The organism is Streptomyces corchorusii (genome assembly GCF_001514055.1).
In the GTDB taxonomy this organism is placed as follows: domain Bacteria; phylum Actinomycetota; class Actinomycetes; order Streptomycetales; family Streptomycetaceae; genus Streptomyces; species Streptomyces olivaceoviridis.
Window position 1 is genome coordinate 38207 of the sequence record NZ_KQ948365.1, and the last position, 24338, is coordinate 62544.

Annotated in this window: 22 protein-coding genes and 2 pseudogenes; 11 read left to right on the forward strand and 13 right to left on the reverse strand. The window is 70.5% G+C overall.

Annotated features, from left to right (window positions below; genetic code table 11):
- Positions 1-233, forward strand: a 233-nt coding sequence (locus AQJ11_RS32845; RefSeq protein ID WP_244218451.1) for a phosphotransferase-like protein, incomplete at its 5' end; no start/stop codon positions are given.
- A gap of 181 nt (positions 234-414) precedes the next feature.
- On the opposite strand, the gene AQJ11_RS32850 is transcribed toward AQJ11_RS32845, so the two are convergent.
- The gene (locus AQJ11_RS32850) at positions 415-834 is read right to left on the reverse strand and encodes a hypothetical protein (protein WP_159061714.1); all 420 of its coding nucleotides are present in this window, start codon (positions 832-834) and stop codon (positions 415-417) included.
- A gap of 580 nt (positions 835-1414) precedes the next feature.
- On the opposite strand from AQJ11_RS32850, the gene AQJ11_RS50480 reads away from it, so the two are divergent.
- A complete protein-coding gene (locus AQJ11_RS50480) occupies positions 1415-1966 on the forward strand; it encodes a hypothetical protein (protein ID WP_244218452.1) in 552 nt (183 codons plus the stop codon).
- A 417-nt stretch (positions 1967-2383) separates the two neighbouring features.
- Here AQJ11_RS50480 and AQJ11_RS32865 read toward each other — a convergent pair whose 3' ends face one another.
- The 5 genes from AQJ11_RS32865 to AQJ11_RS32880 all read right to left on the reverse strand — a co-directional run bounded on the left by AQJ11_RS32865 (position 2384) and on the right by AQJ11_RS32880 (position 8162).
- A complete protein-coding gene (locus tag AQJ11_RS32865) occupies positions 2384-2896 on the reverse strand; it encodes a hypothetical protein (protein ID WP_059265602.1) in 513 nt (170 codons plus the stop codon).
- A 62-nt stretch (positions 2897-2958) separates the two neighbouring features.
- Complete coding sequence (locus AQJ11_RS50485) at positions 2959-3540, reverse strand: transposase (protein WP_208616672.1); 582 nt, start codon at positions 3538-3540, stop codon at positions 2959-2961.
- Between the two features lie 23 nt (positions 3541-3563).
- Positions 3564-4418 carry an ISL3 family transposase gene (locus tag AQJ11_RS50490; RefSeq protein WP_341846303.1) on the reverse strand — a complete coding sequence of 285 codons (855 nt, stop codon included), beginning with the start codon at positions 4416-4418 and terminating at the stop codon, positions 3564-3566.
- A 364-nt stretch (positions 4419-4782) separates the two neighbouring features.
- Positions 4783-7308, reverse strand: coding sequence for an ABC transporter permease (locus AQJ11_RS32875; RefSeq protein ID WP_059265603.1), 2526 nt, complete (start codon positions 7306-7308; stop codon positions 4783-4785).
- The gene (locus tag AQJ11_RS32880) at positions 7305-8162 is read right to left on the reverse strand and encodes an ABC transporter ATP-binding protein (protein WP_079082499.1); all 858 of its coding nucleotides are present in this window, start codon (positions 8160-8162) and stop codon (positions 7305-7307) included. Before AQJ11_RS32880 ends, AQJ11_RS32875 begins: the two co-directional genes overlap by 4 nt.
- Positions 8163-9220: 1058 nt before the next feature.
- Here AQJ11_RS32880 and AQJ11_RS32885 point away from each other — a divergent pair.
- A complete protein-coding gene (locus tag AQJ11_RS32885; RefSeq protein ID WP_059265604.1) occupies positions 9221-10594 on the forward strand; it encodes an erythromycin esterase family protein in 1374 nt (457 codons plus the stop codon).
- A 15-nt stretch (positions 10595-10609) separates the two neighbouring features.
- On the opposite strand, the gene AQJ11_RS46725 is transcribed toward AQJ11_RS32885, so the two are convergent.
- Together AQJ11_RS46725 and AQJ11_RS32895 are read right to left on the reverse strand one after the other, a co-directional pair.
- A protein-coding gene (locus tag AQJ11_RS46725; RefSeq protein ID WP_398781196.1) for an IS5 family transposase occupies positions 10610-11541 on the reverse strand; the annotation gives its coding sequence in 2 pieces (ribosomal slippage) (positions 10610-11205 and positions 11205-11541; 933 coding nt in all).
- Positions 11542-11594: 53 nt separating this feature from the next.
- Positions 11595-11855: a hypothetical protein gene (locus AQJ11_RS32895; protein ID WP_059265606.1), complete on the reverse strand. Its 261-nt coding sequence runs from the start codon at positions 11853-11855 to the stop codon at positions 11595-11597.
- Here AQJ11_RS32895 and AQJ11_RS32900 point away from each other — a divergent pair.
- The 3 genes and pseudogenes from AQJ11_RS32900 (at position 11854) to AQJ11_RS32910 (ending at position 13817) form a co-directional block, all read left to right on the forward strand.
- A complete protein-coding gene (locus AQJ11_RS32900) occupies positions 11854-12225 on the forward strand; it encodes a hypothetical protein (protein ID WP_059265607.1) in 372 nt (123 codons plus the stop codon). The two genes, AQJ11_RS32895 and AQJ11_RS32900, sit on opposite strands and share 2 nt — an antisense overlap.
- 75 nt (positions 12226-12300) lie before the next feature.
- Positions 12301-12621: pseudogene (locus tag AQJ11_RS32905) on the forward strand (beta barrel domain-containing protein); the annotation flags it as partial.
- A 491-nt stretch (positions 12622-13112) separates the two neighbouring features.
- The gene (locus AQJ11_RS32910; protein WP_059265609.1) at positions 13113-13817 is read left to right on the forward strand and encodes a TetR/AcrR family transcriptional regulator; all 705 of its coding nucleotides are present in this window, start codon (positions 13113-13115) and stop codon (positions 13815-13817) included.
- Between the two features lie 39 nt (positions 13818-13856).
- On the opposite strand, the gene AQJ11_RS32915 is transcribed toward AQJ11_RS32910, so the two are convergent.
- The 3 genes from AQJ11_RS32915 to AQJ11_RS32925 all read right to left on the reverse strand — a co-directional run bounded on the left by AQJ11_RS32915 (position 13857) and on the right by AQJ11_RS32925 (position 18574).
- Positions 13857-15494, reverse strand: coding sequence for an amidohydrolase (locus tag AQJ11_RS32915; RefSeq protein WP_059265610.1), 1638 nt, complete (start codon positions 15492-15494; stop codon positions 13857-13859).
- 50 nt (positions 15495-15544) lie between these two features.
- Positions 15545-16963, reverse strand: coding sequence for an APC family permease (locus AQJ11_RS32920; protein ID WP_079082500.1), 1419 nt, complete (start codon positions 16961-16963; stop codon positions 15545-15547).
- Positions 16964-17629: 666 nt separating this feature from the next.
- A complete protein-coding gene (locus AQJ11_RS32925; protein ID WP_059265612.1) occupies positions 17630-18574 on the reverse strand; it encodes a UTP--glucose-1-phosphate uridylyltransferase in 945 nt (314 codons plus the stop codon).
- A gap of 144 nt (positions 18575-18718) precedes the next feature.
- Here AQJ11_RS32925 and AQJ11_RS48555 point away from each other — a divergent pair.
- From AQJ11_RS48555 to AQJ11_RS32945, 4 genes and pseudogenes are all read left to right on the forward strand, one after another.
- A pseudogene (locus AQJ11_RS48555) lies at positions 18719-19195 on the forward strand (transposase); the annotation flags it as partial.
- Positions 19196-19458: 263 nt separating this feature from the next.
- Positions 19459-20199, forward strand: coding sequence for a hypothetical protein (locus AQJ11_RS32935; RefSeq protein WP_059265613.1), 741 nt, complete (start codon positions 19459-19461; stop codon positions 20197-20199).
- On the forward strand, positions 20130-21077 hold the full coding sequence (locus AQJ11_RS32940; RefSeq protein WP_079082502.1) for a DNA methyltransferase: 948 nt from the start codon (positions 20130-20132) through the stop codon (positions 21075-21077). Before AQJ11_RS32935 ends, AQJ11_RS32940 begins: the two co-directional genes overlap by 70 nt.
- Before the next feature lie 814 nt (positions 21078-21891).
- Entirely contained in the window at positions 21892-22803 is a 912-nt protein-coding gene (locus AQJ11_RS32945; protein WP_159061715.1) for a DUF6879 family protein, read from the forward strand.
- A 39-nt stretch (positions 22804-22842) separates the two neighbouring features.
- On the opposite strand, the gene AQJ11_RS49385 is transcribed toward AQJ11_RS32945, so the two are convergent.
- Together AQJ11_RS49385 and AQJ11_RS51495 are read right to left on the reverse strand one after the other, a co-directional pair.
- Positions 22843-23010, reverse strand: coding sequence for a PP2C family serine/threonine-protein phosphatase (locus AQJ11_RS49385; protein WP_159061716.1), 168 nt, complete (start codon positions 23008-23010; stop codon positions 22843-22845).
- A gap of 231 nt (positions 23011-23241) precedes the next feature.
- Complete coding sequence (locus tag AQJ11_RS51495) at positions 23242-23727, reverse strand: site-specific integrase (protein ID WP_244218453.1); 486 nt, start codon at positions 23725-23727, stop codon at positions 23242-23244.
- A gap of 67 nt (positions 23728-23794) precedes the next feature.
- Between AQJ11_RS51495 and AQJ11_RS32955 the strand changes: the two genes are divergently transcribed.
- The gene (locus AQJ11_RS32955) at positions 23795-24295 is read left to right on the forward strand and encodes a hypothetical protein (RefSeq protein WP_159061717.1); all 501 of its coding nucleotides are present in this window, start codon (positions 23795-23797) and stop codon (positions 24293-24295) included.
- Positions 24296-24338: the final 43 nt, after the last annotated feature.

Below are 24338 nucleotides of genomic sequence, written 5' to 3' on the forward strand. Positions count from 1 at the left end.
TTGCCCGCCGCGAGCTGGCCAGGGGCGACCGCCCGCCGGGCCTCGCGGCGCACCAGTACGACCTGGTCCACGGCCACGGTGACTACGACCTGGAGTGCGACACCAGCGCGGCAAGCCCACGTGAATGCGCGCAGCGGATCAAGGAGTTCCTCCCGCACCGCCCCAGCCCCACCGCCTTCACCCGCCTCCGCCGACGCCACCTGACTGACGGCCTGGAACCGCTGACGGCCTGAGGCATGCCTACTTGGCCGTTGGTTCGCTCGTGGCCGGCACCTGAGCCCCGGAGCTGATCCTTACAGGTAAGAGCCGCACGAGATTCCACGACTGCGATAGACCTGTCTTGAGCCGATGCACGATAGCTGTCACCAAGGCAGGCGTGTTGTCACCAGGGCAGGCGGACCGGAGCACGCCGAGCTAGACGCTCTTGTTGTTGATGGCGCTGTTCCCTTCAAGGCCCTGCAGCCGTGACGTGACCCCTCCCAGAATTCTCTGTACCCAGACTTCGCTGATGGACAAGAGCCGCTCTTCGCCCGCATACACGCTGACGTAGGCATCGTTGAGCCAGGGCGTCGCTGCGAACTGGGTGAGCTGCGCAGTCAGTGTGGTCTCGTGAACGAGCTGCTCGAGGAGCGGATGGAAGCCGGCATAGGGAGGGATCTCCCACGGCTCGGAAACATGCTCGTATCCACTGCCGCGATACGCATCCGATCCCACGAACTCCTCGTACGCCCACTCATCGACGGCGTAGCGGGCTGGCGCGGTGCAGTGCGCGGGAGAGCACCGTGCGGGGTGGTCCATGGGGCGACCACTGAAGACTTCTGACTGCTCATGCATGTGCCTATTCTCCGCGAACCCCGCGCCCGCGAAGGGCCCACCGCTGGCCCCCAACGCCCCCGCCCTTGAAGATCTCTAGTTGTCGAGGCCGGTGTACAGCTCCGGTGACCGGTCTAGCGCCGGAGCCGGAGCCGGTGACATCCACCCTGCTTCGCGTGCTGTTGGTGACAGGTAACGCGCCGACTCGGTGACAACCACTGTGCTTTGCACGCTCGAAGCCGCAGGCCAGCTGGAGCCTATGGTGACAACTACCGAGCTTCGGCTCATGTCTGTGACCGCCGCGACCGATGCGCAGCGACCCGATATCCCGTCCTCTTTCACATGACGATTGAGAGGCCCGTGTGAGCACCCCCGCTCCCCGCTCCCGCCGCCGTCCCCGCGTTCCGGCCCCCGGCGCGGCCGCGCCCCGCCAGCCCGTCCGACCAGGCCAAGGTCGGCCGCCGCGCGGTGCGCCGCCGCGCGGCGGGATGACCGTCACCGAGGCCGCGGCCGCGCGCGAGAACGCCCGGCTGCAACAGCACATGGACCGTGACCGCGAGGACCTGGCCGACGACGAACGCGGTCCGGCCGAAGTCGCTGAGTGGGAGCGCATCACGCAGCTGCTCGCCGCAACCGGCGGCGTCTACGACCCGGCAACCGACGCGTCGTCCAGGACGAGCTCGCCACCGACCGGCGCGCCGCCCAAGCCGAGCAGCACCGCCTCCAGGAGCAGCAGCAGCTCGCCGCCCGCGCCGACGAACTCGCCGCGCTCGCCCGAGCCGGCCGACTCGACCAGAGCGTGGAGACCCGGCCGGGAGACGAGACCGCCCGCGACTTCCTGCTCCACCGCGGCAACTACCACCCGGTGGTCGACGGCTGGCTGGCGCAGGCCCTCGCCGACTGCTCGGGCCACTACGCCGACCCGGCCGCGCGCGCGGACGCCCTCGGCTCGCTGCCCGCGGCGGTACGAGCCCACGCCGCCCTGCTCACCGCGCTCGCCCGCACCGGCGCACCGGCCGCCGACGGCGAGCTGGAGTTCGCCGGCCGCCTCGCCCAGGCCGACCCGGAGGCCACCGATGCGCTCGCCGCCTGGCTGGAGCACAGCCTCGCGCCCACCAAACTGGCGGAAGCAGGCGAGGCCGGCGCCCGGTGAGCGCGGCCGACCAGGTGGTGGCCTCCTGGGTGGAGGTGGCCGGCTGCGGCACCCAGCGATGTGGTTTTGGGTTGGCATGGCACGACCTGCTTGTGACAGAGTCGGACGGTCCCGACAACAGGTGCCGCTGGACCACCCGAGGCCCACGTGGCCGAACCAGTGGGAGTAAGAGGCAGCTCACGGGGTGGCCGCACGCGTGACGCGCGAACGGCGTCCTGAGTAGGCCCCGCTGGATCCGGCTTTCGCATGGTCACATTCGTCACGCCAGGAGCACTCTCTTGCGCCCGACTTCGCGTACAGCTCGAAGGGTGTCCGGCTGTCGCTCAGAGTGGCCGCGTCACAGAAGTTGTGCCAGAGCCTGAGAACGCTTCTGGCTCGCTTTCCGTGAACCGGTCACGGTGGGTCATGCGACGTAGCTCAAAGGCTGTGGTTCTGGTGCGCTTCTGTGGCGAGAAAGTCTCGCGCCGCGGAGGTGACCCGGTCGCGAATGTGCTGCTGGTCCGGAGGTTGATCGTTCGGCAGGTCGAGTGCTCTCGCCAGATCAACGATGGGTTGCAGCGCGTCGGGGTAGTCGAGTTCGGCTGCAGCTTCCTCATAGATCAGCTTCGCTCCGTGCACGGGATCGAGTTGGCACGCCACGATCTGGCCGGCCCACCACTGGGCCGCGGTCCATCGTGCCTTGGCAAGATCTTCCGAGACCAGCGGCAGCAGGCCCAACTCTTCCAGCACAAGGTCGAACAGCTCGCGGGCCTGGGGATACTCACCACGCGCGAGGCCAGCCAGCAGGGGAAGCGAGGGAGCCTCGATGTCGGCCATCAGGGCGTCCAGGCCCAACTGGACCAGGTAAGCGTCCGAGGGACGCTGCCAGGGTTCCATGGCCAGGTCTGCAGCGGCCATGCGGATCAGGCTGATCGCTACTACTGCGTCCACGCTGTCGCCTTCTCATCTCTTTCGGTAGAGGGAAGTCCTATCACCGAGAGCCGGGTGGTTGATCAGGTGGCCAGCAATACGCGCTTCCGTAGCAGGCTGAAACCGGCTCGGCCGAACATCTGGCGCTTGAGCATCTTGATCCGGTTGACGTGTCCTTCGACGCCGGAGTTCCAGGGCAGGGTCAGGCCGGCGATGACGGCGTCGCGGTCTCGATCGATGCCGGCCGCGAGAGTGTGGAGGCTGGGAAGGTCGTCCTGGCGGACGGCGTCGAGCCACTGCGGGAGTCGTTCCCCCTGCCGCTCGGTGAGCATTTGGGCGAAGGACCGGACGTGACCGGTCAGGGCGTCGAGTTCAGGGCAGTTGGCCAGGACGGCCTTGAGCCGGAGCTGTTCGATCTCTGTCAGTGTCTCGGGTCGGCTGAGGATCCATCTCGTCACCACGCGGGGTGCCGGCGGTTGCGCAGTGACGGGCCGTGGCGAGGTGCGCTTCTCTCGCAGGTAGGCGCTGACCCGGCCGTAGCTGCCTCGATAGCCCAAGGGAACGATCTCCTCCCAGAGCTTCCAGGCGTTGGTGCAGCCCTCGTCCCAGCGTTCGTCCAGGTAAGACTTGTACTCATCGAGGACGGAGGTCTGTTGCGCTGCCACTGGCCGCGAAAGAGATCCTCCGGCTACGCAGCGTCGGCGAGGCTTTGCCTGGCTCGGACGCGGTTGGCGAACCGCTCGCTCCGCCATGGAGAGTCCGCCTTCTCCTCGGGCGGCGCCGGCTCGTCGGCCTTCGCCTCGCGATCGGGGACCAGGACGCGAAGGCACTGGCGGTGGCGGGCGACAGCCCGCTCAGCGGCCTGGCCGAGGTTGTGCCACAAATGCCAGCGGTCGGCGACATGCCTCGCCTGGGGTGCCCCGGCTGCGGCGCCTTCCGCGAAGAACGGCGCGCGGTCCCGGCAAACGATCTCGACGCCGGGGCGCTTCGCCAGCCATGCGGCCAGGCTGGCCGCCTCCCGGTCAGGCAGCAAATCCACCGGCCGGCGGGTCTCGACGTCGACGAGCACCGTGCCGTAGACCCGTCCTTTGCGTGTGGCGTACTCATCCACACCGATTACCCGCGGGGCCGGGACTGCAGGTTCGGGCAATGCATCGAGCAGCCGCAACACCGCACTGCGACTCATGGACACCCCGAACGCCCGGGCCATTCGGGCGCCGGCCCGGCCGGCGAGGGCGAGACCCACCGCGGCGAGAGCCGACCGCAACCGCTCCGTCCACCTGCTGTGCCGCCGGGTCAGTCCCGGCATCTGCTCAGCGAACGTCTGCCGAGCACACGAAGGCTCCGGACAGAAGAACCGCCTGACTCGCAGTTGCAGGACCACCAGACGTCCCCCACTCGGCACGTCCGCTGGAAACCGCAGGTAAGAGCTGTGCACCCGGGTCGACTGGCTCCCACAGTCCGGGCATGCCGCCCCGTCCGCCGTACTGCAGACGTCGATGCGTATCGCCTCATGGCTCACGTCCAGCGACAGCACCGACACGTCCGCGACGGACGGTAACAGCAGGCCCTGCTCATTTTCAGGCAACTTCCCGGAGCCTGATCGGAGCGACAGCCGTCACTCAGCGTGCGCGCATCACGGAAAGCGAGCCAGAACCAGTTCTCATCAACATTTAGGACTTGTCCGGTCGATCATGTGACTGTCACCCGCCGTGCTCGTTGGTCCGGGCATGGGGCGGGGAGCCGGAGGCGCCCGCTGAGATGGCGGTGGCGGAACGCCGGGGTGCGCCTCTCGGATGGCCGGCAGGAGGTGATCATGCGGCGGGTCCGGCAGGTGAACGCGGACGCCGGAGGGGCCTACCCGGGGTGTCCCCCGGGTAGGCCCCTCCGACGACTTCCGCACTCTGCTACTGGCGTGCCGTTCCCAGCGTTGCCGGCCGGGTCCGCAGCAGTGCGCGCACCGGCAGGCCCGTCGAGCCGAGGCAGAGCAGCACGGTACCGACGGCCAGTGGCAGGACGAGCATCGGCGGCACGTGGGGGGCGGAGCCGGTCACGCCCCGGGCGACGGGTACCAGCGTGAGCCCGGCGATCGACGCGCCGACCGCGAGCCCGGTCACGGCCACCAGCAGCGCCTCCCAGCGCATCATGTGGCGCACCTGGCGCCGGGTGGTGCCGGCCAGCCGCAGCAGCGCAACCTCGCGGCGCCGGTCGATCACCGTCATGACCAGGGTGTTGGCGGCGCTGACGGCGGCGAACCCGCCGAGCACGGCCGCCATCACGGTGTTGGCCCAGCCGCTGAGTTCCAGGTCCTTGTCCGCCTGGGCGACGAACCCGGCCCGGTCGGTCACGGCCGTCCCGGGCAGCGCGCCCAGGCCGGCGGCCAGGGCCGCGCGGTCGGTGCCCGGCGCGGCGGCGACCAGCACCTGGCTGTCGTAGGCGGCGGTGACGTGCGATGCGACCGCGGCCCGGGGCAGCAGCGCCTGGCCGACGCCGAGCCCTCGCTCGTACACCGCGACCACCGCGGGCCGGACCGCGGTGCCGTCGCCGAGCCACAGCGGCACCCGGTCGCCGACCTTCGCGCCGAGTGCGCCGGACAGGGTTGTGCTCAGCGCGATCGTGTCAGGGGCGCGGCCGAGGTCGGCGAGGGCACCTGTGCGCACGTCGAGGTCGAGCACCTTCGGCAGCCGGGCCGGGTCGCCGCCCACGCCGAGGGCGGGGGCGGAGCTCAGCATGTCGCCGCTCTCGTAGACCACGCCGGTGCGCAGCAGGCCGATGGCGGTGTCCACACCGGGCACCCGGGCGGCCGTCTCCGCGGTTGTGGCGGGCAGGCCGGGGCCGGTGGTGGCGATCACGTGGTCGGCGGTGACGCCGGCCTTGACGTTCTCGCCGGTGGTGTGGCGCACGGTGCTCTGGAGGATCAGCAGGGTGCCGCAGAAGGCGGTGACCAAAACGATGGGGGTGATCGCGGAGGCCAGTCTGCGGGCGTTGGCGCGGGCGTTGTCGGCGGCGAGCGAGCCGGGCGCGCCGCCGGCCCGCAGCGGGGCGCCGAGCAGCGCGGCGGCTGCTGCGGCGAGCCGGGGACCGAGCAGGGCGACGGTCACCATGAAGCACATAACCACGCCGAGTGCGGTCTGGGCGGCTTTCTCGCCGTCCAGGGCGTTGGCAACGACGGCGGCCGTGCAGCCGCCGGCGGCGAAGAGCACGCCGAGGACGGTGCGCACCTTGCCGGGGCGGGGTGCTTCGACGGCGGCGTCGCCGAGTGCCTGGGCGGCCCGCATCCGGGAGGGGCGGCGGGCGGCCAGGAAGCCTGCGGTCAGCGCGGCGAGGGTGCACAGGAGCACGGCGGCGAGCATCGGCAGCGGGCCGATGTCGAGACGGACGTCTGCGGGTACGGCGCCGCGGTCGACCAGCTGGCCGAACCACCAGCGGGCGAGGGCCAGTCCGGGCAGGATGCCGAGCGCGGCGGCGAGGGGCGCTACCAGCATCGCCTCGGTGGCGATGGTGCGGCGGATCTGGCGTGGGGTGGCGCCGATGGCGCGCAGCAGCGCGAATTCGCGGGCGCGCTGGCCCGTGGCGAGGGCGATGGTGCTCATCACCACGAACACGGCGGTCATGGTGGCGTAGCCGCCGAAGGTGCCGCCGAGGGCCGTCAGCATGCTGCGGGCACTGCTGAGGGCGGGGTGTTCGACGGTGCCCCGGTCATCCCCGGTGAAGGTCCTGGCGTCGCCGCCGAGGGCCCGGCGGACCTGGGCCGCCAGTTCGGTGGTGGGAACGCCTTCGCGGGGTTGCACCGCGATGGCGTCGATGCGGCCGGGGTGGCCGGAGAGGCGGTCGGCGGTGGTGTCGGCGAACCAGGCGGTGGGGCCGCTCTGCTGGGCGGCGGCCAGACCGGAGATCCGGTAGTGCGCGGTGCCGCCGGGCGCGGTGAGCGCGAGGCTCGCGCCGGGTGCGAGATGGGCGGCACGCGCCGTGTCGGTGTCCAGCACTATCTCGTTCGCGCCGGGTGCGCGGCCCTCGACCAGCTTGTCGCCGGGTCCGGCGATCCCGAGTGCGGCGAAGCCCCGGCCGGTCATGGCCGGTGTCCTCTCCCCGGCAGGCAGCGGGAAGGCCGTGTCGGGGCGGGCCGCCGCGACCGCGGGCAGGGCGGTCAGCCGGCCGACCAGCGCGGCGTCCATGCGGGCCCGTTCCGGGGTGGCCTGCTCCTGGGTTTCGGTCTCCCCACCGGTCTTGCGCTCAATCTTGACCGCCTGGTCGGCTGTGACCACCACGGGGGCGGCGGCGTACCGTTCGGGCTTCAGGCTCGCGGTCAGGCCGGTCTGCAGCAGCGTGCCGCAGGCCACCACCACGGCGGCGCCCAGCAGCAGGGCGACCAGGGTTCCCACGAAGGACCCGGGCCGGAAGCGCACCGAGGCGCGGGCGAGTCCGTTCGTCATGCCGCCGCTCCCACCGGGTGGGCGGTCAGCGCGATCATCCGGTCCGCGACGGTCTGCGGGGTCGGGTACGGCAGGTCGTCCGCGATCGCGCCGCCGGCCAGGAACAGCACCCGGTCGGCGAAGGAGGCGGCCACCGGGTCGTGGGTCACCATGACCACGGTCGCGCCGAGCGAGTCCACGGCCTGCCGCAGCAGGCCCAATACCTCGTGCGCGGTGGTGGTGTCCAGCGCGCCGGTCGGCTCGTCGGCGAACACCACGTCCGGGTGAGTGATCAGCGCGCGGGCGATCGCCACCCGCTGCTGCTGGCCGCCGGACAGCTGTCCCGGACGGCGCGACGCGTGCTCGCCCAGGCCCACCCGCGTGAGCAGTTCCCGCGCCCTGGCCCGGTCCTGGCGCTTCCCGGCGAGGCGCTGCGGGAGCAGCACGTTCTGCTCGACGCTCAGCGCGGGCAGCAGGTTGAAGGACTGGAAGACGAAGCCGATGCGGGAGCGGCGCAGCTTGGTGAGCCGGTCCTCGCTCAGTGTGGTGATGTCCTCGCCGCCGAGCCGGACCTGTCCCTCGTCCGGGCGGTCCAGGCCCGCCGCGCACTGCAGGAAGGTGGACTTGCCGGAGCCGGAGGGGCCCATGACGGCGGTGAAGCTGCCGCGGGCGAGCGCCAGGTCGATCCCGCGCAGCGCGTGCACCGTCGCCGCGCCGCTTCCGTAAATCCGGCGCACACCCCGCAGTTCGATCGCGGGCTCCGCGGACGAGGCCCCGAGGCGCGGGGCCGAGCCGTACGGGTGCGCGGTGAACGGGGCTGCGGTGTACGGGGCCGCTCCAGGCCCGTCGGTCCTGTGGTCTCGGTGGCGTGCCATGGAGGGGTCTTCCTTCGCTTCTGCGGCGCTCGTTGTCAACGTCCTCAAACCTAGGAAGCACGGGCCGCGCGGACCATGCAGGCCACCGGCGGAACGGAGGTGGGGTTATCCCCCCACTCCCCGGCGGGAAACCGCAGGTGGGAGGTCCGGCGCTTGGCGAGGACGGGTACGCGAAGCCGGACCGTCCACGGCTGCCGACGGTCGCGGTCGGCGTCCGCTTCGCCGCGAACGTGGTGGCGAAGCGGCTGCCGACCGCTGTACGACCCGCAAAGAGCCTTCTGCCGCAGGCTGGTGCAGGGCAAAGAAGGAGAAGCAGCAGGTCGGCAGCCGGGCCCAGTGCGCCGGCGGCGACAGCTGAGAACCCGGTCCTCTTGAACGCGCCCGGCCCGAACACCGGTCTCGCCCACCGTCCGACCATGGCGGCCGAGGACGGCCCAGCCGGTCCATGAGGCGGCCACCGCAGCGAAAAGCTGACGACCGACCAGGCACGCTGCATCGGCGTCTCGACGAACCACCGGCGGATGAAGGCCTACCGGCCGGGCCGCCCTTTCGGGCCGCTGCGCCAAGGGCCCTTCTGCGCCGCGTACGGCCGCGCGGTCCCGGAGCCGCTCGAACACCGCCCATCCCTCTTCTCCCACCACCGGCTCGCAGTCCAGCCCCGTTCCCGCTGGCACTGGTCCCGAACCGCCTGCTCGATCCCGGGGAAGGCCGCCGTGAGGCCAGCGCCGCAGCGCGAGCGCAGTAACACCCGGCCTCCGGGCTGTGCGCCAGGGCCGACTCTGCCGCCGTTCCCCGAACCGCGGTACCTCTCAGAGACAGGCGATTGCGGAGCTCCGGGTGACTTCAGAGAGAAGCCAGCCGGATACGGCGGCCGACGGGGGCCGACCACCAGTCGCCGATAGCCGCTCGACTCCAGCCGGGCGACCTGCTTGACGCCCGTTCACGACCAGGAGCGGGGTCCTACCACCCCGCCCGTCGGCGGGTGAGGCAAACCCCCGGGCCGATCGGGGGGTGCAGCGGATGGTGCGAGGAGCTCCCTGGCGGCGAGGGTTGGGGCCATGATCACACGCAAGTTCCTGCTCGCCGCCCTGCTTGTCCCGCTCGGTGCCACCCTGGCTGTCGCTCCGGCCGCCTCCGCCGCCGCTCCGCCCGCCGCGTCCGCGGCGTCGGCCTCCCCCGACGCCGTCGCGTTCCGCTCTCCCGAGGCCGCCCTCGACCGGGTGGCGCACCCGCTGCGCACCACCGAACCCCGCGGCAACGTCGCCGACCTGCGCCCGTTCGGCACGATGGTCGGCGACGCCACCGTGGTGGGCGTGGGCGAGGCCACCCACAGCTCGCACGAGTTCGTCACCCTCAAGCACCGGATGCTGCGGTACCTGGTCGAGGAGAAGGGCTTCCGCACCTTCGCCCTCGAAGCCGCCTGGAGCAGCGGACTGCGGATCGACGCCTACCTCACCCGGGGCGAGGGCGACCTGAAGCAGATCATGGACGAGGAGTTCCAGGGCACCTACCGCTGGTGGAACAACGCCGAGTACCGCGACCTGTTCCAGTGGGCGCGCTCCTACAACATCCAGCACCCCGGTGACCCCGTCCGCTTCGTCGGCGACGACAACGGCTTCGCCGGCCCGCAGCTGTACGACAAGGTGAACACGTTCGCGGCCGCGTCCAGCCCCGAACTCGCCGCGCGGATCACCGAGCTGTACCAAGGACTGCGGCCCACCATCAGCGCCGAGACCTACGTCAACGACTACCTCGCGAAGCCGCTCGCCGAGCGCGAGGCGATCGCCGAGCGGACCGGCCGTGCGGTGGACCTGCTCAAGCAGCACCCCGGTGCCGACCCCGACGCCCATGCCTGGGCCGTGCAGCACGCCAGCGCGATTCACCAGATGACCACCCTCTACGCCTTCGACTGGGACGACCCCCGGAACATCCCCGGCGCCATGCTCTACCGCGACCGCGTCATGGCGGACAACATCGCCTGGTGGCAGCAGCGCACCGGCAGCAAGATCATGGTCTCCGCCCACAACAGCCACACCGCCCTCAAGACCTACGCCCCCGCCAGCCACCCCCGCGTCCAGGGCGAGTTCCTGCGCGAGCAACTGGGCACCGGCTACCTGAGCGTGGGCCTCACCTTCAACCAGGGCACGTTCAACGCCTTCAACCACGACGGCACCCCGCAGCGCTTCACCGCCGCACCCGCCGCACCCGGCACCGCCGAACACACCCTCGACAAGGTCCGCCACCGCGACTACGTCGTCGACCTGCGCACCGCCCCCACCGCGGCCCGCGCCTGGCTCGCCGAACCCCACACCATCAAGAACATCGGCGCCACCTACCCCGGCATCGCCGACGCCCCCCAGATCCGCCTCACCCAGACCCACGACGTCCTCATCCACCTCCATCAGGTCCAGGCCGCCCACATGCTCAACTAGGACTTGTCCGGGCGATCACGTGCGAAGCCAGGTGACGAGGGCTGCCGCAGTGACGGTGCCGAGGTAGACGTACCCGCGCTTGTCGTAACGAGTCGCGACCGCACGGGAGTTCTTCAGCTTGTTGATAGCCCTCTCGACGGCGTTGCGCTTCTTGTACCGGTCCTCGTCGAAGCCTGGTGGCCGACCGCCGCGTGATCCCTTGCGCAGGCGGGCGGCCTGGCTGTCAGTCTTCTCCGGAATCGTGTGCCGGATGCCACGTCTGCGCAGAAAGTCGCGGCATGGGCCGTTGCTGTATGCCCTATCGGCGGCCAGGCTGTCGGGTTTCTTGCGGGGCCTGCCTCGGCCGATCCGCGGGACTCGGATCTTCTCCAGTACGGCTATGAACTGGGTGCAGTCCGCCCTCTTCCCCGGTGTGGCGATCAGGGACAACGGGCGGCAGCAGCCGTCCGCGCTCAGGTGGATCTTGCTGGTGAACCCGCCCCGCGAGCGGCCCAGGCCCTCACCTCCAGCACCACCTCCACCAGCCGGGCGACAAGGCTCTGCCACGGCGTCTCGTCCTGGTGTTCCCCTGGCCCATCCCCCTTTGAGGAAAGGGCTGGTGGCGGATTGGTGCGAGCGCCGGCCGCGTGCTGGTGGGCGCGCACGATGGTGGAGTCGACCGAGATGTCCCAGTCGACCTCACCGGCCGCGTCCGCTTCAGCCTGGACTTGCCGAAGCAGGCACTCCCAGGTCCCGTCGGCGGACCACAGCCGGTGGCGTTCGTAGACCGTCTTCCATGGTCCGAACCGCTCGGGAAGGTCGCGCCACTGCACGCCGGTCCGCACCCGGTGCAGTATCCCGTCGATCACCTGCCGATGGTCCCGCCACCGGCCACAACGCCTGTTGCTGACCGGCAGGAACGGCCTCAACCGTTCCCACTCGGCGCCTGTCAGAGCACCCCGCCCCATGCTCGAACCAACGAGCGAGTAGGGCGATAGTCACATGATCGGGCGGACAAGTCCTAGCCGGTTTGCCCATCAGGGCTGCCCATCGGGTAGCGCTCTTGAATCAAACGCTTCAGGTTCTCCCGTACGGTGTCCAACTGAGAGGCGGTGGCAGCCGTCTCCTGGATCATGAGGTCCAACGCGGAGGCACCGATCCCCTGCTTGATGGCGAGGTCGATCTTGTCGCGGTGTTCTGACACCCAGTTGACGCGAGCTTCCACTGCGGTCTCGAATCCGTCGAGTAGGTCGGCGCCATGGACACGCATCAGGCGCATCATGAAGGAGCTGTACGCCGAGATCGGTGACGCCGACGGCAACAAGGACGTCATCCGCGGCATCACACCTGACCTCGCCAACGCGTTCATCGACGCAGTCCGCAACACGGCCGGCGTCGAACCGCCCCGGCAAGCCCAGAGGTTCACCGACCTGATCGCCACCATTGCGCAGACCTCCCGCGTCATCCAGCACCTGGAGGCGTTCCGGGAGCTGGCCATGGTGGCGGCGGATGAGACCGGCCCGTACGCCGACCGCAAGAGCATCGCGGCCGCCGCCGGTATGCCGCCCTCCCGCCTGTACCGGGTGCTGGACAAGCACGGCCGCCCGCGCGGCCGCAAAGCCCGCACCGCCGGCCGCGACGACGAAAAGTGAGAGGACAACCGACATGAGCACCGAGGGACTGAACGGCGTGAACGCCGGCGACAACCTGATCCTCGTTACCGGGAACCGCTTCAAGGGGATGAGCCCGTGACCGTCTCCCGCGTCGGCACCAAGGACCTGTACGTGACCCTCCACGGTCATGAGCGACGAGAGCGCTACCACCGCACAACGGGAATCGAGGAAGGCCAGCATGCCCGTCCGGCACGGCTGCTGACACCGGAGCAGTACGAGGAGAGGACACAGCGGGCGTCGCTGTTCGCGCGCCTTCTCGCCGCCGGGATCGAGGTCCGGCACGGCAAGCGGGCGGACATGCCCACGGACAAGCTGAGGGCCCTGCTCGCCGTCATGCAGGACGACAGCACCGACGAGGAGGTGAGGACACCGTGACCGTGGAGCAGCTGCGGGACCGGCTGCACGAGGAGGCCTTGGCTGAGAACGAGGAGCGAAACTGGTGCCGCAGCGGCCGGATCCGGTGCGCTGACTGCGGCACGATGATCCCAGGTGATCGAGGACTGGGGGCACCGGACCTGTGGACCGAGTCCTGCCAGAGCGAGCCAGGACGATGAGGAGCAATCGCTGCCAGGGATGGTCCGCGCCGCCCGGATGCAGCAGGCCGCCGACCTCCCGCTGGGCCGTCGCCGACAGCGGCGCCGTCCGCACGACGAACCGCAGCCGGCTTCATGAGAGCGGCTGACCTGTTCAGCGTAAGGTCAGAGCCGTACGTGGGATCGCCGAAGCCCTGGTTCGGGCACCGAGGAGCCGTCGATGCTGGACCAGGCCACGCCGTCGCGGTGTTCGATGGAAAGCGACCTCAAGGGAAGGCTCCTCAACTATCGGGAATCTGCACTACGTCAATTGCGTTGTCCTACGCTGCGGGGATGAACGAACGCGTAGTGCCCGAGCCCCAGCGGCGCCGTCGGCGGCCGACCAAGCAGGGAGTGGTGCTCTCCCGCGAACTGATCGTCGACACGGCGCTGCGGCTGGTCGGGCAGCAGGGTGCGGAGGCGCTCACCGTCCGCCGGCTCGGCACCGCGCTGGGTGCCGATCCCAGCGCGGTCTATCGCTACTTCCACAGCACCGACGATCTGCTGCTCGCCATCGCCGAGGAGCTGATCGCCCGCGCCCAGGACGGCTGGCAGGCCACCGGCAACTGGCGGGCCGACCTGCGGGAGATCGGCCTGCGGATCCACGCCGGCTACCGGGCTCACCCGCAGGCCGCGCTGCTCGCCGCCCACCGCACCACCGGGCGCACCCACGAGATCGCCGCCGTCGAGGCGATCCTCGGCATCCTGCGCACCGCGGGGTTCCCCGACCTGGAGGCGGTGCGGATCTACCACGCATTCGTCGACCAGAGCCTCGGATTCGCGGTGCTGGACGCCGCCGCGCTCGCCCTGCCGGCCGCGGCGCAGTCGGCGGACCAGCGGGTCTGGCACGCCTCCTACGCCAGGCTTGACGCCGGGACCCACCCGCACATCGCCGCCACCGCGCACCTGCTCGCCGCCGACATGGGACGCAGCGCCTACCAGTTCGCGCTGGACCTGCTGCTGGACGCTGCCGAGGCCCGGCTGGCGGCGGCGCGCTGAGTGGTGCGCGCCATCGCCAGCTCGGGGCCGCGGGTGGGATCAGTCGGCGGCGTGGACCAGTTCGCCGCCGACGTACGTCCGCAGCACCCGCGCCGCGGCGATCTCCTCGGGCGGGCCGGTGAGGATGTCGCGGTCGAGGACGACCAGGTCGGCCACCTGCCCAGGGGCGAGCACGCCGGCGTCGTCGTGGCCGTTCACGAACGCCGACCCGGCCGTGTAGGCGGCGATCGCGGAGGCGAGGTCGAGCCGCTGCTCGGGCAGCAGGACCCGGTCGTCGTCGGCGTCGGGCCGGCGCCGGTTGACGGCCACGTGCAGGCCGGCCAGCGGGTCCGGGCTGCTCACCGGCCAGTCGCTGCCCGCCGCCAGCGTGGCGCCCGCCCGCTGGAGCGCGCCGAACGGGTACTGCCAGGCGGCCCGCTCCGGGCCGAGGAACGGGATGGTCAGCTCGTCCATCTGCGGCTCGTGGGCTGCCCACAGCGGCTGGATGTTGGCGATGGCGCCGAGCCTGGCGAAGCGCGGCACGTCGTCCGGGTGGACCACCTGGAGGTGCGCGAGGTGGTGGCGGGTGTCGCGCCACCCGTTGGCGGCGCGGGCTGCCTCGACCGCGTCCAGCGCCTCGCGAACCGCCCGGTCGCCGAGCGCGTGGAAGTGCACCTGGAAACCCAGCGCGTCGAGTTCGCTGACGTGGCCGCGCAGGGCGAGCGGATCGACGAAGCTGAGGCCGGAATTGGCGGTGGCGCACCCGCAGCCGTCCAGGTAGGGGCTGGTCATGGCGGCGGTGAAGTTCTCCGCGATGCCGTCCAGCATGATCTTCACCGAGCCGGCCCGGAATCTGCGGTGCGTCAACTCCGCGCGTCGCTCGACGAGTTCGGGGATCTGTTCGGCGCCCCGGTCGCGCTCCCACCAGAGAGCACCGGTCACCCGGGCGGTCAGCACGCCGGAGCGGGCAGCGGCCAGGTACGCGTCGGAAGGGTCGGGCATGCCGTTGAACTCGCCAAGCAGGGCGTCCTGCCAACCGGTGATGCCGAGCGAGTGCAGCAGCTGCTGTGCGCGCAGCAGCCCGGCGAGGCGGTCGGCGGCGGTGACGGGCGGGATCAGCCGGGCGACCAGGGCGGTGGCGCCTTCCTGGAGCATGCCGCTGGGAGCACCGTCCGGCTCCCGTTCGATCCGCCCGTCGGCCGGGTCGGGGCTGTCGCGGTCGAGGCCCGCGAGCTCCAGGGCCCGGGTGTTGGCCCAGGCGCCGTGGTGGTCGCGGTTGGTGAGGTAGACCGGGCGGTCGGGGACAGCGGTGTCGAGCAGGTGCCGGGTCGGCAGTCCGCCGTCGAAGCTCTCCATCGACCAGCCGCTGCCGGTGATCCACTCCTGGTCGGTGTGGGCCTCGGCGTAGGCGCGGATCCGTGCCAGGCAGTCGGCGGCGCCGACGGTGCCGGTGAGGTCACAGGCTGCCAGCTCGGTGCCGCCGCCCACGGCGTGGATGTGCGCGTCCTGGAAACCGGGGAGCAGCAGCTTTCCGGCGAGGTCGACGACCTCGGTGCCCGGACCGATCAGTTCGCGGACCTCGTCGTGGCCGACGGCGGTGATCCGCCCGCCGCTCACGGCCAGGGCGCTCGCGCGGGTTCGAGCTGCGTCGCCGGTGTGCACGGGCCCTCGGGTGAAGACCAGATCGGCCTTGGTCATGGATGGTGCTCCGTTCTCGGGTAGTACGGGATGGTGCGAGGCGCCCGCGACTAGCGGATGTCGCCGAGGAAGTACGGTGAGCGGCGCCGCCAGCGCGCCCAGGCCGCCGCCGGCAGACCGCTGACGATCACCAGGACCACCACGGAGAGTTCGAACCAGCCGTTGTCGGCGGCGAGTCCGAAATGGTCGGCGGAGTCGTAGAAGGTCCAGGCGAGGTAGGCGCCGACGGCGAGCAGCGCCGCGGCGCCGAGCAGCGGACCGACCACCGCTCGCAGGCCCTCCAGCAGGCTGGTGCGCAGCAGGTGACGGAAGCGGACGGCGGCCGCTACGGCGGTGAGCGCGTAGTACAGCGCGACGATGATGCCGATCGCGTTGACAGCGGCGGAGATGAGGTCGTTGACGGTCGGAATGGCGACCGCGCACAGGGCCAGGGCGACCGCGACGCCGGTGATCAGCAGGGTGGCCGCGGAGGGCGTCCGGTGGCGGGGATGCAGCCGGGTCCAGACGGGGCCGAGCACGCCGTCGTGACCCATCGCGTACAGGCCGCGGGCGGTCGGGATCACCGAGGACTGGAGCGAGGCCACCGCGGAGAACATCAGCGCGATCAGCGGCAGCGCGGCCAGCGGCTGCGCGGCCAGCCGGGCCCCGAAGTAGGTCAACCCGTGCGCGCCGTTGTCCGCCAACTCGTCCAGCGGCAGCACCCGTTGGAAGGCGGTGCCGGCGAGCAGGAACAACAGCAGCATCACCACCAGGGCGACCGTCCCGGCCCGGGAGGCGTCGCGCGGGTCGCGGACCTCCTCGCCGACGCTGAACACCGACTCGAAGCCCCAGTAGCAGAACACCGCGAGCACCATGCCCTGAGCCAGCGCCTCCAGGGACGGGATCGCGAAGGGATCGTACCACTGGAGCGAGAACGGCTGGTCGCCGGCGAACAGCCCGTACCCGCAGAAGGCCAGCAGCACCGCGTACTCGAAGACCAGCAGCGCCTTCTGCAGCCGTGCGGCCAGGTCGAGCCCGCGTACCGCGACCAGCGCGGCGCCGACCAGGACGGTCAGGCCGATCAGCGTGCACTGGACGGTCGAGTCGGCATCCAGTCGCAGGCCGGCGACGCTGTGCAGGTGCACCAGGTCGAGGAGTTGGACGATCGACGAGCCCGTGACGGTCGTGGTGTACGCCATGAACACCACCGTGCCGACGGTGTTGACCCAGCCGGTGAGGAAACCGAGCCAGGGGTTGAGCGTGCGGCCCACCCAGCGGTAGCTGCTGCCGGCGTCCGGCTCGGCGGTGTTCAGCTGGCCGTAGCCGCCGGCAATGGCGAGCACGGGGAGGAACGCCAGCAGCATGATCGCGGGCAGGTGCAGCCCGACGACACCGGCCATCAGGCCCAGGCCGATGCCGATGCTGCTGGTCGCGGCGGTACTGGAGGCGGCGATCGCCACGCCGTCGAGCAGGCCGAGGGACCGGTGCATGGAGTGCTGGGGGTCGCTCGCGCCGGTTCTCGGACCGCTGCCCGTGGCCTTCTCCGTCGATGCCAAGGGATCACCGCCTTAGGGGTGTGGGGTGGGGAAGTGCGAGCCATGAAACCGGGCGGGCCGAAACAGGTCAATGCTGTTGTCATAAGGGGCCAGCTGCTGCGAACTCGGCCGCAGCGGCGTCCAGGATCTTGCGCCTGGCACCTTCGGTGTCCCATGCCACCCCCGGCCCCCTCCGCGGCTGGCGTGCACGTCACCGGGATCAGCACCGCGCTGTCGGTTATGGATGGCACGGGGTACCTCTTGCCCGGCAGGGGTTATGCGTATAACTGTCTCCCTCCTTCTCAGCCAAGGAACTTCGCCATGCCGCGGCTCACCCCTGCCCGCTGTACGGTCCCGCACGACGGCACCCAGTGGGCCGCCCGCCACATGCCGATGCTGGCGGCCACGATGCGGACGCACGCGTCCGCGTTCGCCGGCCGCCGCATCGGCATCTGCCTGCACAGCAGTAGCCGCAGTCGCGGTTGCAGCCCTGGACTGGGTTCACCGCCAGCCAGGTGTCGTGCTGATCGATGACCGTTCGAAGAGGGGGGCGGGTGACAAGAGGGGGCTCCTGTTCTTGGGCCGCTCCTGCCCTGGGGGCGGCCCAAGAACAGGAGCGGCTCAGGTAGCGGTTTCGGGTGCCAGCGCGGTCCCTCCCGGGCCGTCGAGCCGGTGGACCAGGTCGCGCAGGACAGGTCCGTAGTCGGGATGGGCCAGGGCGTGGGCGACCTGCGCCACGAGGTAGTCGGCCGGGTTTCCGGTGTCGTACCAGGTGCCTTGAATGACCTGCCCGTAGACCGCGCGGTTGGCGGCGTAGGCGTTGATCGCGTCGGTCAGGTAGACCTCACCGACCGGCTTGCCCTTGCGGGCGGCCTCGTGCCACAGGCGGGTCTGTTCACGGAGTTCGTCGACGATGCCCGGTGTGATGACGTAGCCGCCGATAGCCGCGTAGGACGAGGGGGCGTCATTGGGGTCCGGCTTCTCGAGCAGGCCGGTGATCCGCAGTTGTCCGTCTCCCAGGTCCTCCTTGACGATCGGCACGCCGTAGCGGCGTGAGTGGGCGGGATCCATCGGCAGCAGGGCCAGCACCGGGCAGCCGGTCTGCTCGTAGGCGCGGATCAGCTGCTGTGCCCGCGGGACCTCGGCGACGAACACGTCATCAGGCCACAGGACCAGGACGGGCTCGTCGCCGAAGGAGCGGGCGGCGTTAAGGACCGGCGTGCCGTTGCCGTAGGGGCCGTACTGGTCGAGGTAGGTGATGTGGCCGCGCCGGGCCAGCTCGGCGACCTCTTCCACCGCGTCCGCGTAGGCCGTCTTGCCGTCCGCGCGCAGCTGGGCGACGAGTGCCGGGTTGGGCCGGAAGTGGTCCTGGATGAGGGACTTCCCGCCGCTGACGACGATGGTGATGTCCGTGATCCCTGAGTCCACCAGTTCCCTGACGGTGTGCTCGATGACCGGCTTGTCGCCGACGGGGAGCATCTCCTTCGGGATTGCCTTGGTCAGGGGCAGCAGACGGGAGCCGAGTCCTGCGGCGGGGATCACGGCCCTGCGGATCGTCGGGGACATCAGGTCTCTCTCGGTCGATCGGGGCGTCGTGCCGGACGGCACGACGACCGCCGACGCTACCAACGCCCGACCCAGGCGGGGGCAGTGCTTGGTGGCTACCGCCCGCCCGGATGATCACCTGCACAGGAAGGTGCCGGTGAACTTCGTGACTGGAAAGTACCCGTTGGACTCGATGGTGAGGACCCGGAGTTCGGCTTCCGCTTCCTGGCCGACGAAGCACGCGGCGCCGGGGCCGTGATGGCGGACCGGACTGCATGGCGGATCTGCCGGGACAACCGTTGGTGGAGCGTGTTCGGCAAGAAGCGCGGCAAGGGCAGGAAGGCCGGCCCGCCGGTGCACGACGACCTGGTCCGCCGTGACTTCACCGCGACCTGGGCAAACCGGCTGTGGCCCGCCGACATCACGGAGCACGCCACCGGCGAAGGCAAGCTCTATCTCTGCGCGATCAAGGACGCCTTCAGCAACAGGATCGTGGGCTACTCCATCGACGAGCGGATGAAGTCCCGCTTGACCGTGGCCGCCCTGGACAACACCGTGGTCCGGCGTCCAGACGTCGACGGGTGCATTCTGCACAGCGATCGCGGATCGCAGTTCCGCTTCCGGAGGTTCGTCCAGGCGCTCGTAGTCGTCGTCCTTGGGCCTGTATCCGCATGAGGCGCGGGAGACGCTGATGGCCGACCTGCGCTGGCGGGCGCCCACCGCGTTCCAGGCGATGCGGCAGCGTCTGGCGGAGGAGTACTTGCGTCTGTTGCGCGAGGTCCGGCCGGAGCGGGTGCGTGCGGTCACCGACGACCTGTTCTGCCTCTTCCGGGACGCCCAAAAGCTGCAGCGAACACGGGTGTGGGTCAGTGCCGTAGGACGACCTGTACGAGGACGCGCTCCGGGTGGAGGACCACAGCCTGGTGCTGTCCATGGCCGAGCAGGCCGAGGGCCCCGAATCGGCCGCGCTGGTGCGTTACTGGCTGGCTCGGCAGCCAGAGGGTTTCAGCGTCTTCCGGCTGATCTCCAGTGGGCGGATCGTCGCGTTCACCACGCGCCTGGTCCTGCCGACACCGCCGGACGAGGCGGACATCGTCGCTGATCCGGTCGTGGCGGCGGCGTGGCGGTACAGCCAGGAGACCGCGCCGGTGCGGCCGGGCGAGCACGTCGCCATGACCCGGTTCTCGATCTACCCCGAGCACTACCATGTGCCCTCCCGTGTCATTGACTTGAGCAACTCCCGGGTCCAGGCGGAAGCCATGCGGGCACGCGGACGCGCGCACGGGTTCCTCGTCTACCACGACCACGCTGCCTGGGCGGAGCGGCTGCATGTCGACGCGACCCGCACCTACCACCGCATGGCCGTGGCCGTGGAGGACGCCGGTTTCGAGATCCGCGACTCCCTGCACTGGCTCTACGGCACCGGGTTCCCGAAGGGGCAGGACGTTGGCAAGCTCATCGACCGGCGCCGTGACGACCACCCGGCCCGGCACCGCTTCACCGCTGAGTTCGCCGCGCTCCGTGACTCCGTCGGCTGGACGAACCCGCAGATCGACGCCTGTTCGGCTTCAACGGCATGGCGCAGCACTGGACGACACAGCGCCGGTCCGCCTCCGTGCCGACCGTCGAGCAGTGGCAGCGGTTGAAGGCAGAGATGGGCTTCGAGGCCCCGGCCGCGCTCGATGACCTGGTGCACGAGCTGAACGGACAGAAGAACACCCCGGGTGAGGCCTGGCAGAACCGCGAGGTCATCGGCAAGGGTCACCGGGCGCGCGCCGGGGCCGGGGTGTTCCCGCAACTCCAGTCCGACACGTTCAACGTGACCGCCCCGGCGACCGCCGTAGCCGCGCACTGGGACGGCTGGAACACCGCCCTCAAGCCCAGCCATGAGCCGATCGTCCTGGCCCGCAAGCCGATCGAGGGCACGGTCGCCTCCAACGTCCTGGCGCACGGCACCGGAGCGATGAACACCGCGGCGTGCCGGACCCCGCCCGGCGACCCCGAGGGACGGTGGCCGGCGAACGTCCTGCTGTCGCACGCCTGGGCCGTCGACGCGGACGGCTGGATCGTCGACGGCTGCGTGGAGGGCTGCCCGGCCGCAGAGCTGGATCGTCAGTCGGGCCTGCTCACCTCCGGCGCGAACCCGCGGCGCCGCGGCGCCGACAAGTTCCGCGACGTCTACGGCAACTTCAAGGGCCAGACCGCATGCAAGCCGATCCGTGGCGCGAACTCCGGCGGCGCCTCCCGCTTCTACCCGGTGTTCCGCTACCAGGCCAAGGCCCCCACCAGCGAGCGGCCGCGACTGCCAGACGGCACCGTGCACCCCACGGTGAAGCCGGTCGCCCTGATGCGGTGGCTGGTCCGACTGCTTACCCCACCCGACGGGCTCGTCCTGGACCCGTTCGCCGGCACCGGCACCACCCTGGAGGCCGCACGCCTGGAGGGCTTCGACTCCATGGGCGTGGAGGCCAAGGCCGAGTACGCCGAGCTGTGCTGCCTCCGGCTGCGCCGCGACGTGAGGTGATGCGACGGTAAGCAGGCTCCTGCCTACGGTGCGCGCCCATGATGAAGAACCTCAGCTTCTGGCGCCTGCCAGCGGGCGTGGTCCTCTGGTTCCAGAGACACCGCAACGAGGGGCGCACGCGGCCGAGGGGGGCTCACCCGGCCTGGCGGGTGCCGTTCCGGCCGCGGCCGGGCGTGCATCCCCGACCGGCGCCATGAACTCCTGGCCGATCTGCTCCTGGACGCCGTCCTCACCGAGGGCGCCGACGAGAACGCGGCACGGGCGGCCATGAGGACCGCCGAACACGCGGCAGGCAACTGGGCGAGACCGCGCGGGACGAGACCCGTCCCGGCCGCCTGGGCCCCGAACGCGGGCTGACCGCCCGCGAACGGCTGCTGGACCAGTACGGTTACGAACCCGTCCGGGACATCCCGACCCGGCTCCGGCTGCGCAACTGCCCCTTCCACCCGCTGGCCGCGAAGGCGCCGGAGCTGGTGTGCGGCATGAACCAGGCCTTCCTCTCCGGCTACCTCCGCGGCCTGGAGGTCAACGGTGTCCAGGCCGTCCTGGCTCCGGAGAGCCCGGGGAGTGCCGTGTCCGACTGGGCCCGAGCGATCCCGACCACGAGGACGAGAGGGCACAGGATCACTGTGCAGACCACTGTGCCGAGTGATCCGGGAACTCGCTGGGCACACTGCAGGAGACCGCAGCGCCCTGAGGCAGAAACCGGCACGGGTACGGGTGGGGGGGACACACGATGGCGACGGGGCCGAGTCCGGAACCGAACGGCGCACCGTGGAGAGGGGCATCCGGCGCATGGCGGATGTGGTGGAAAGTGCTCGTCTCACTCGCGGCGGGCGGCCTGGCGTCCGTCGTCACCAAGGTCGCCGACCCGGAGGCCAAGTGGCAGGTCGGCGTCGGCATCTTCGTCGGTGGCTGCCTGCTGATCCTTCAACTCCTCGGCGACCTCATCAATCAGGTGAGGGACTTCAAGGCCGTGCTGCCTCAGCACCAGGCGCAGACACAGGAAACGGTCGTGCGGAGCTTCGCCCGGATCAGCGAGGCGACCAGGTTCTACAGCGAGATGGAGAGGCTGCCTCCCGACGGAGTGGCCGCGCTGGCCACCAGCGCGGTGGAGGTCGTTTCCAGGGGGCCGGACATCATGAGGCGCTTCGCCGAGGAGCTGATGCGACGCCTCGCCGTTGACATGGAGGCACTCAGGAGCGGGGGTGTCGATTGCGCCGGCGAGAACCACGACTGGCTGCTGGCCCTCACCAACTGCGCCACGGATTCCATCGACTCCACCAGCACGCTCTCGCTGGTGGACCGGGACTTCTGGAGCAGCGAGCCCGCCGGCCGCTATCTGCAGGCGCAGCGCGAAGCGATAGCGAGGGGGGTGACGGTACGACGGCTGTTCCTGGTGGCCGACTCGACGGACGTCGACGACGAGCTGCGCCACATAAGCCGGGAACAGGAGGAGTTGGGCATCCAGACACGTGTGGTCGTCCGGAACCGGCTGCCCCAGGCACTCAGACGGGGCCTGGTGGACGAGTTCGTCGTCTTCGACAGGGCGACCTGCTACGAGATCGAACAGGATCAGCGGCACGTCAACACCTCGACACGGGTCAGGTCGCACGAGAACCACGTCGGACTGAGGACCCAGCGGTTCGCCGAGCTCTGGGACGCGGGCGTGCCGACGCAGACGGTGGGAACCCCGACAGGTGGGTCAGGGGCGGCCGGTGCGTGATGTGAGCTGCGTCGAACAGCGCCGTCCGTTCAGCCGTTGTCAGTCGGCGGCAGGGCGGGTGCGTGCCAGCAGGAGGGTGATGTCGTCGTCCACCGGTCCGTCAGGGACCAGGGTGTCGATGACCGATGCGCACAGCTCGTCCAGACTGGAAACGGGGCCGGTGAGAGCCGTGCGCAGCCCAGCCGAAGGTTTGGGGAGGCATCGCATTGGCGTTTCCCCGCCTGAACTTGTACCTGGACTGGGAGACCCGAGCCCCCGCCTGGCGCGCGAACGCTGACCGATATCGCTGGTCCCACAGGCCGGTCCCGAGCATCCTCGGGGCCGGCCTTTCCCTTGCGCCGCAGGTCAGACCGGGGCCTGAAAATCAGGCGCCGGTCACCGGGGCCTGAAAATCCGGCTTCCGGTGGAACGGCCGCCGGGCATCCGGTCGCCGGTGCATCAGGCGCCCTTAGTAACAAGATCAAGGACCACAGCGAGGGGGTTGGCCAGCAGCCGGGTGGTCTCCTCGAAGATCTCCTCCGCCCGGCGGTAGGAAAGGCGGGCCCGGCCTGTCTCCTCGCATACGTCCAGCGTTGGCGTCCCGGCCGGAGCCTTGCGGTCGGTGAGGAACAGCGGGCCGCAGGTGCGGCGGGCGATCAGCCGGGGCAGGAGCTGGGCGGTGCCGGACTGCCAGTGAATCCACTCCGTGGCGCCGCCCTTGGCGGTGATCCTGCCGCGCTTGTCCTGCGGGTACAGGTCGTCCACGTTCAGGCACAGCACCTCGTCGGCCCGTGCGGCACTTTCGTAGAGGAGCTTCCAGAACGTCTTCTCCGTGAGCCCGACGTCCAGGCGCCACAGGGCGGCGATCTGGTTCTCGGAAAGGGCCTTGGCGCGGTCCGGCGGTGCCGGCCGCCGCGGTCTCCGGCAGTGGCAGCACTGCGACACCGTGGTGTCCGCTTGCGAAGCCCGCCACCGCCCCGGCGTTCACCGTATGACCAGTGACGGTGTAGTTGTGGACGAAGCAGTCCACGCGGCATGGGACGCGTACCGGATCTTAGAGAAGCGCACGCCAGAGGCGGAGCGCCAGCAGGCGCAGCAGCGTGTCCAGGCCGCGATGGACACCTACGGCCGGGAGGAAGTGTCCCGGGGCGCGGTCTTCCTGGTGGGCGTGCTGACCATGCACATCATCGGCGAGCAGGACGGCGAGGAGGAGGACCGCCTCGATCCACTCAGTGATCTGATCCCGGCCGTGATCCGCAAGCTGCCCGGCTTCGAACTGGCCGACCCCGCCCAGGTGCCGATGGTGACCGGCGTCCTCATGGCCGCGGCCATGGGTATGGACACCGTGACCTGGCGCGACCAGTTCGGGACGATCCCGGCGAAGGAGGCGCTGGTCCACAACTTCGTGCTCTGGCTGCTCGCCGACCTCTTCGACAGCCTGGTCGAACAGCCCGGCGCCACCGACCTGCTCATGCGCGAGACCTTCAACTCGATGGCTGTCGACTCCGGTTGACAGGACCAGGTGGAGCGCCTTGCCGACCTCGCTCTGCCGGCCA

What these genes read in the sequence shown, in the direction of transcription:
- AQJ11_RS32900 (WP_059265607.1), top strand. Translation starts at nt 11,854, where the DNA reads ATGAAGGAGCTGTACGCCGAGATCGGTGACGCCGACGGCAACAAGGAC.
- AQJ11_RS32925 (WP_059265612.1), bottom strand. Translation starts at nt 18,574, where the DNA reads ATGTCCCCGACGATCCGCAGGGCCGTGATCCCCGCCGCAGGACTCGGC.
- AQJ11_RS32915 (WP_059265610.1), bottom strand. Translation starts at nt 15,494, where the DNA reads ATGACCAAGGCCGATCTGGTCTTCACCCGAGGGCCCGTGCACACCGGC.
- AQJ11_RS32885 (WP_059265604.1), top strand. Translation starts at nt 9,221, where the DNA reads ATGATCACACGCAAGTTCCTGCTCGCCGCCCTGCTTGTCCCGCTCGGT.
- AQJ11_RS32880 (WP_079082499.1), bottom strand. Translation starts at nt 8,162, where the DNA reads ATGGCACGCCACCGAGACCACAGGACCGACGGGCCTGGAGCGGCCCCG.
- AQJ11_RS49385 (WP_159061716.1), bottom strand. Translation starts at nt 23,010, where the DNA reads ATGCGATGCCTCCCCAAACCTTCGGCTGGGCTGCGCACGGCTCTCACC.
- AQJ11_RS32875 (WP_059265603.1), bottom strand. Translation starts at nt 7,308, where the DNA reads ATGACGAACGGACTCGCCCGCGCCTCGGTGCGCTTCCGGCCCGGGTCC.
- AQJ11_RS32920 (WP_079082500.1), bottom strand. Translation starts at nt 16,963, where the DNA reads ATGCACCGGTCCCTCGGCCTGCTCGACGGCGTGGCGATCGCCGCCTCC.
- AQJ11_RS32895 (WP_059265606.1), bottom strand. Translation starts at nt 11,855, where the DNA reads ATGATGCGCCTGATGCGTGTCCATGGCGCCGACCTACTCGACGGATTC.
- AQJ11_RS32940 (WP_079082502.1), top strand. Translation starts at nt 20,130, where the DNA reads ATGGCGCAGCACTGGACGACACAGCGCCGGTCCGCCTCCGTGCCGACC.
- AQJ11_RS32850 (WP_159061714.1), bottom strand. Translation starts at nt 834, where the DNA reads ATGCATGAGCAGTCAGAAGTCTTCAGTGGTCGCCCCATGGACCACCCC.
- AQJ11_RS32910 (WP_059265609.1), top strand. Translation starts at nt 13,113, where the DNA reads ATGAACGAACGCGTAGTGCCCGAGCCCCAGCGGCGCCGTCGGCGGCCG.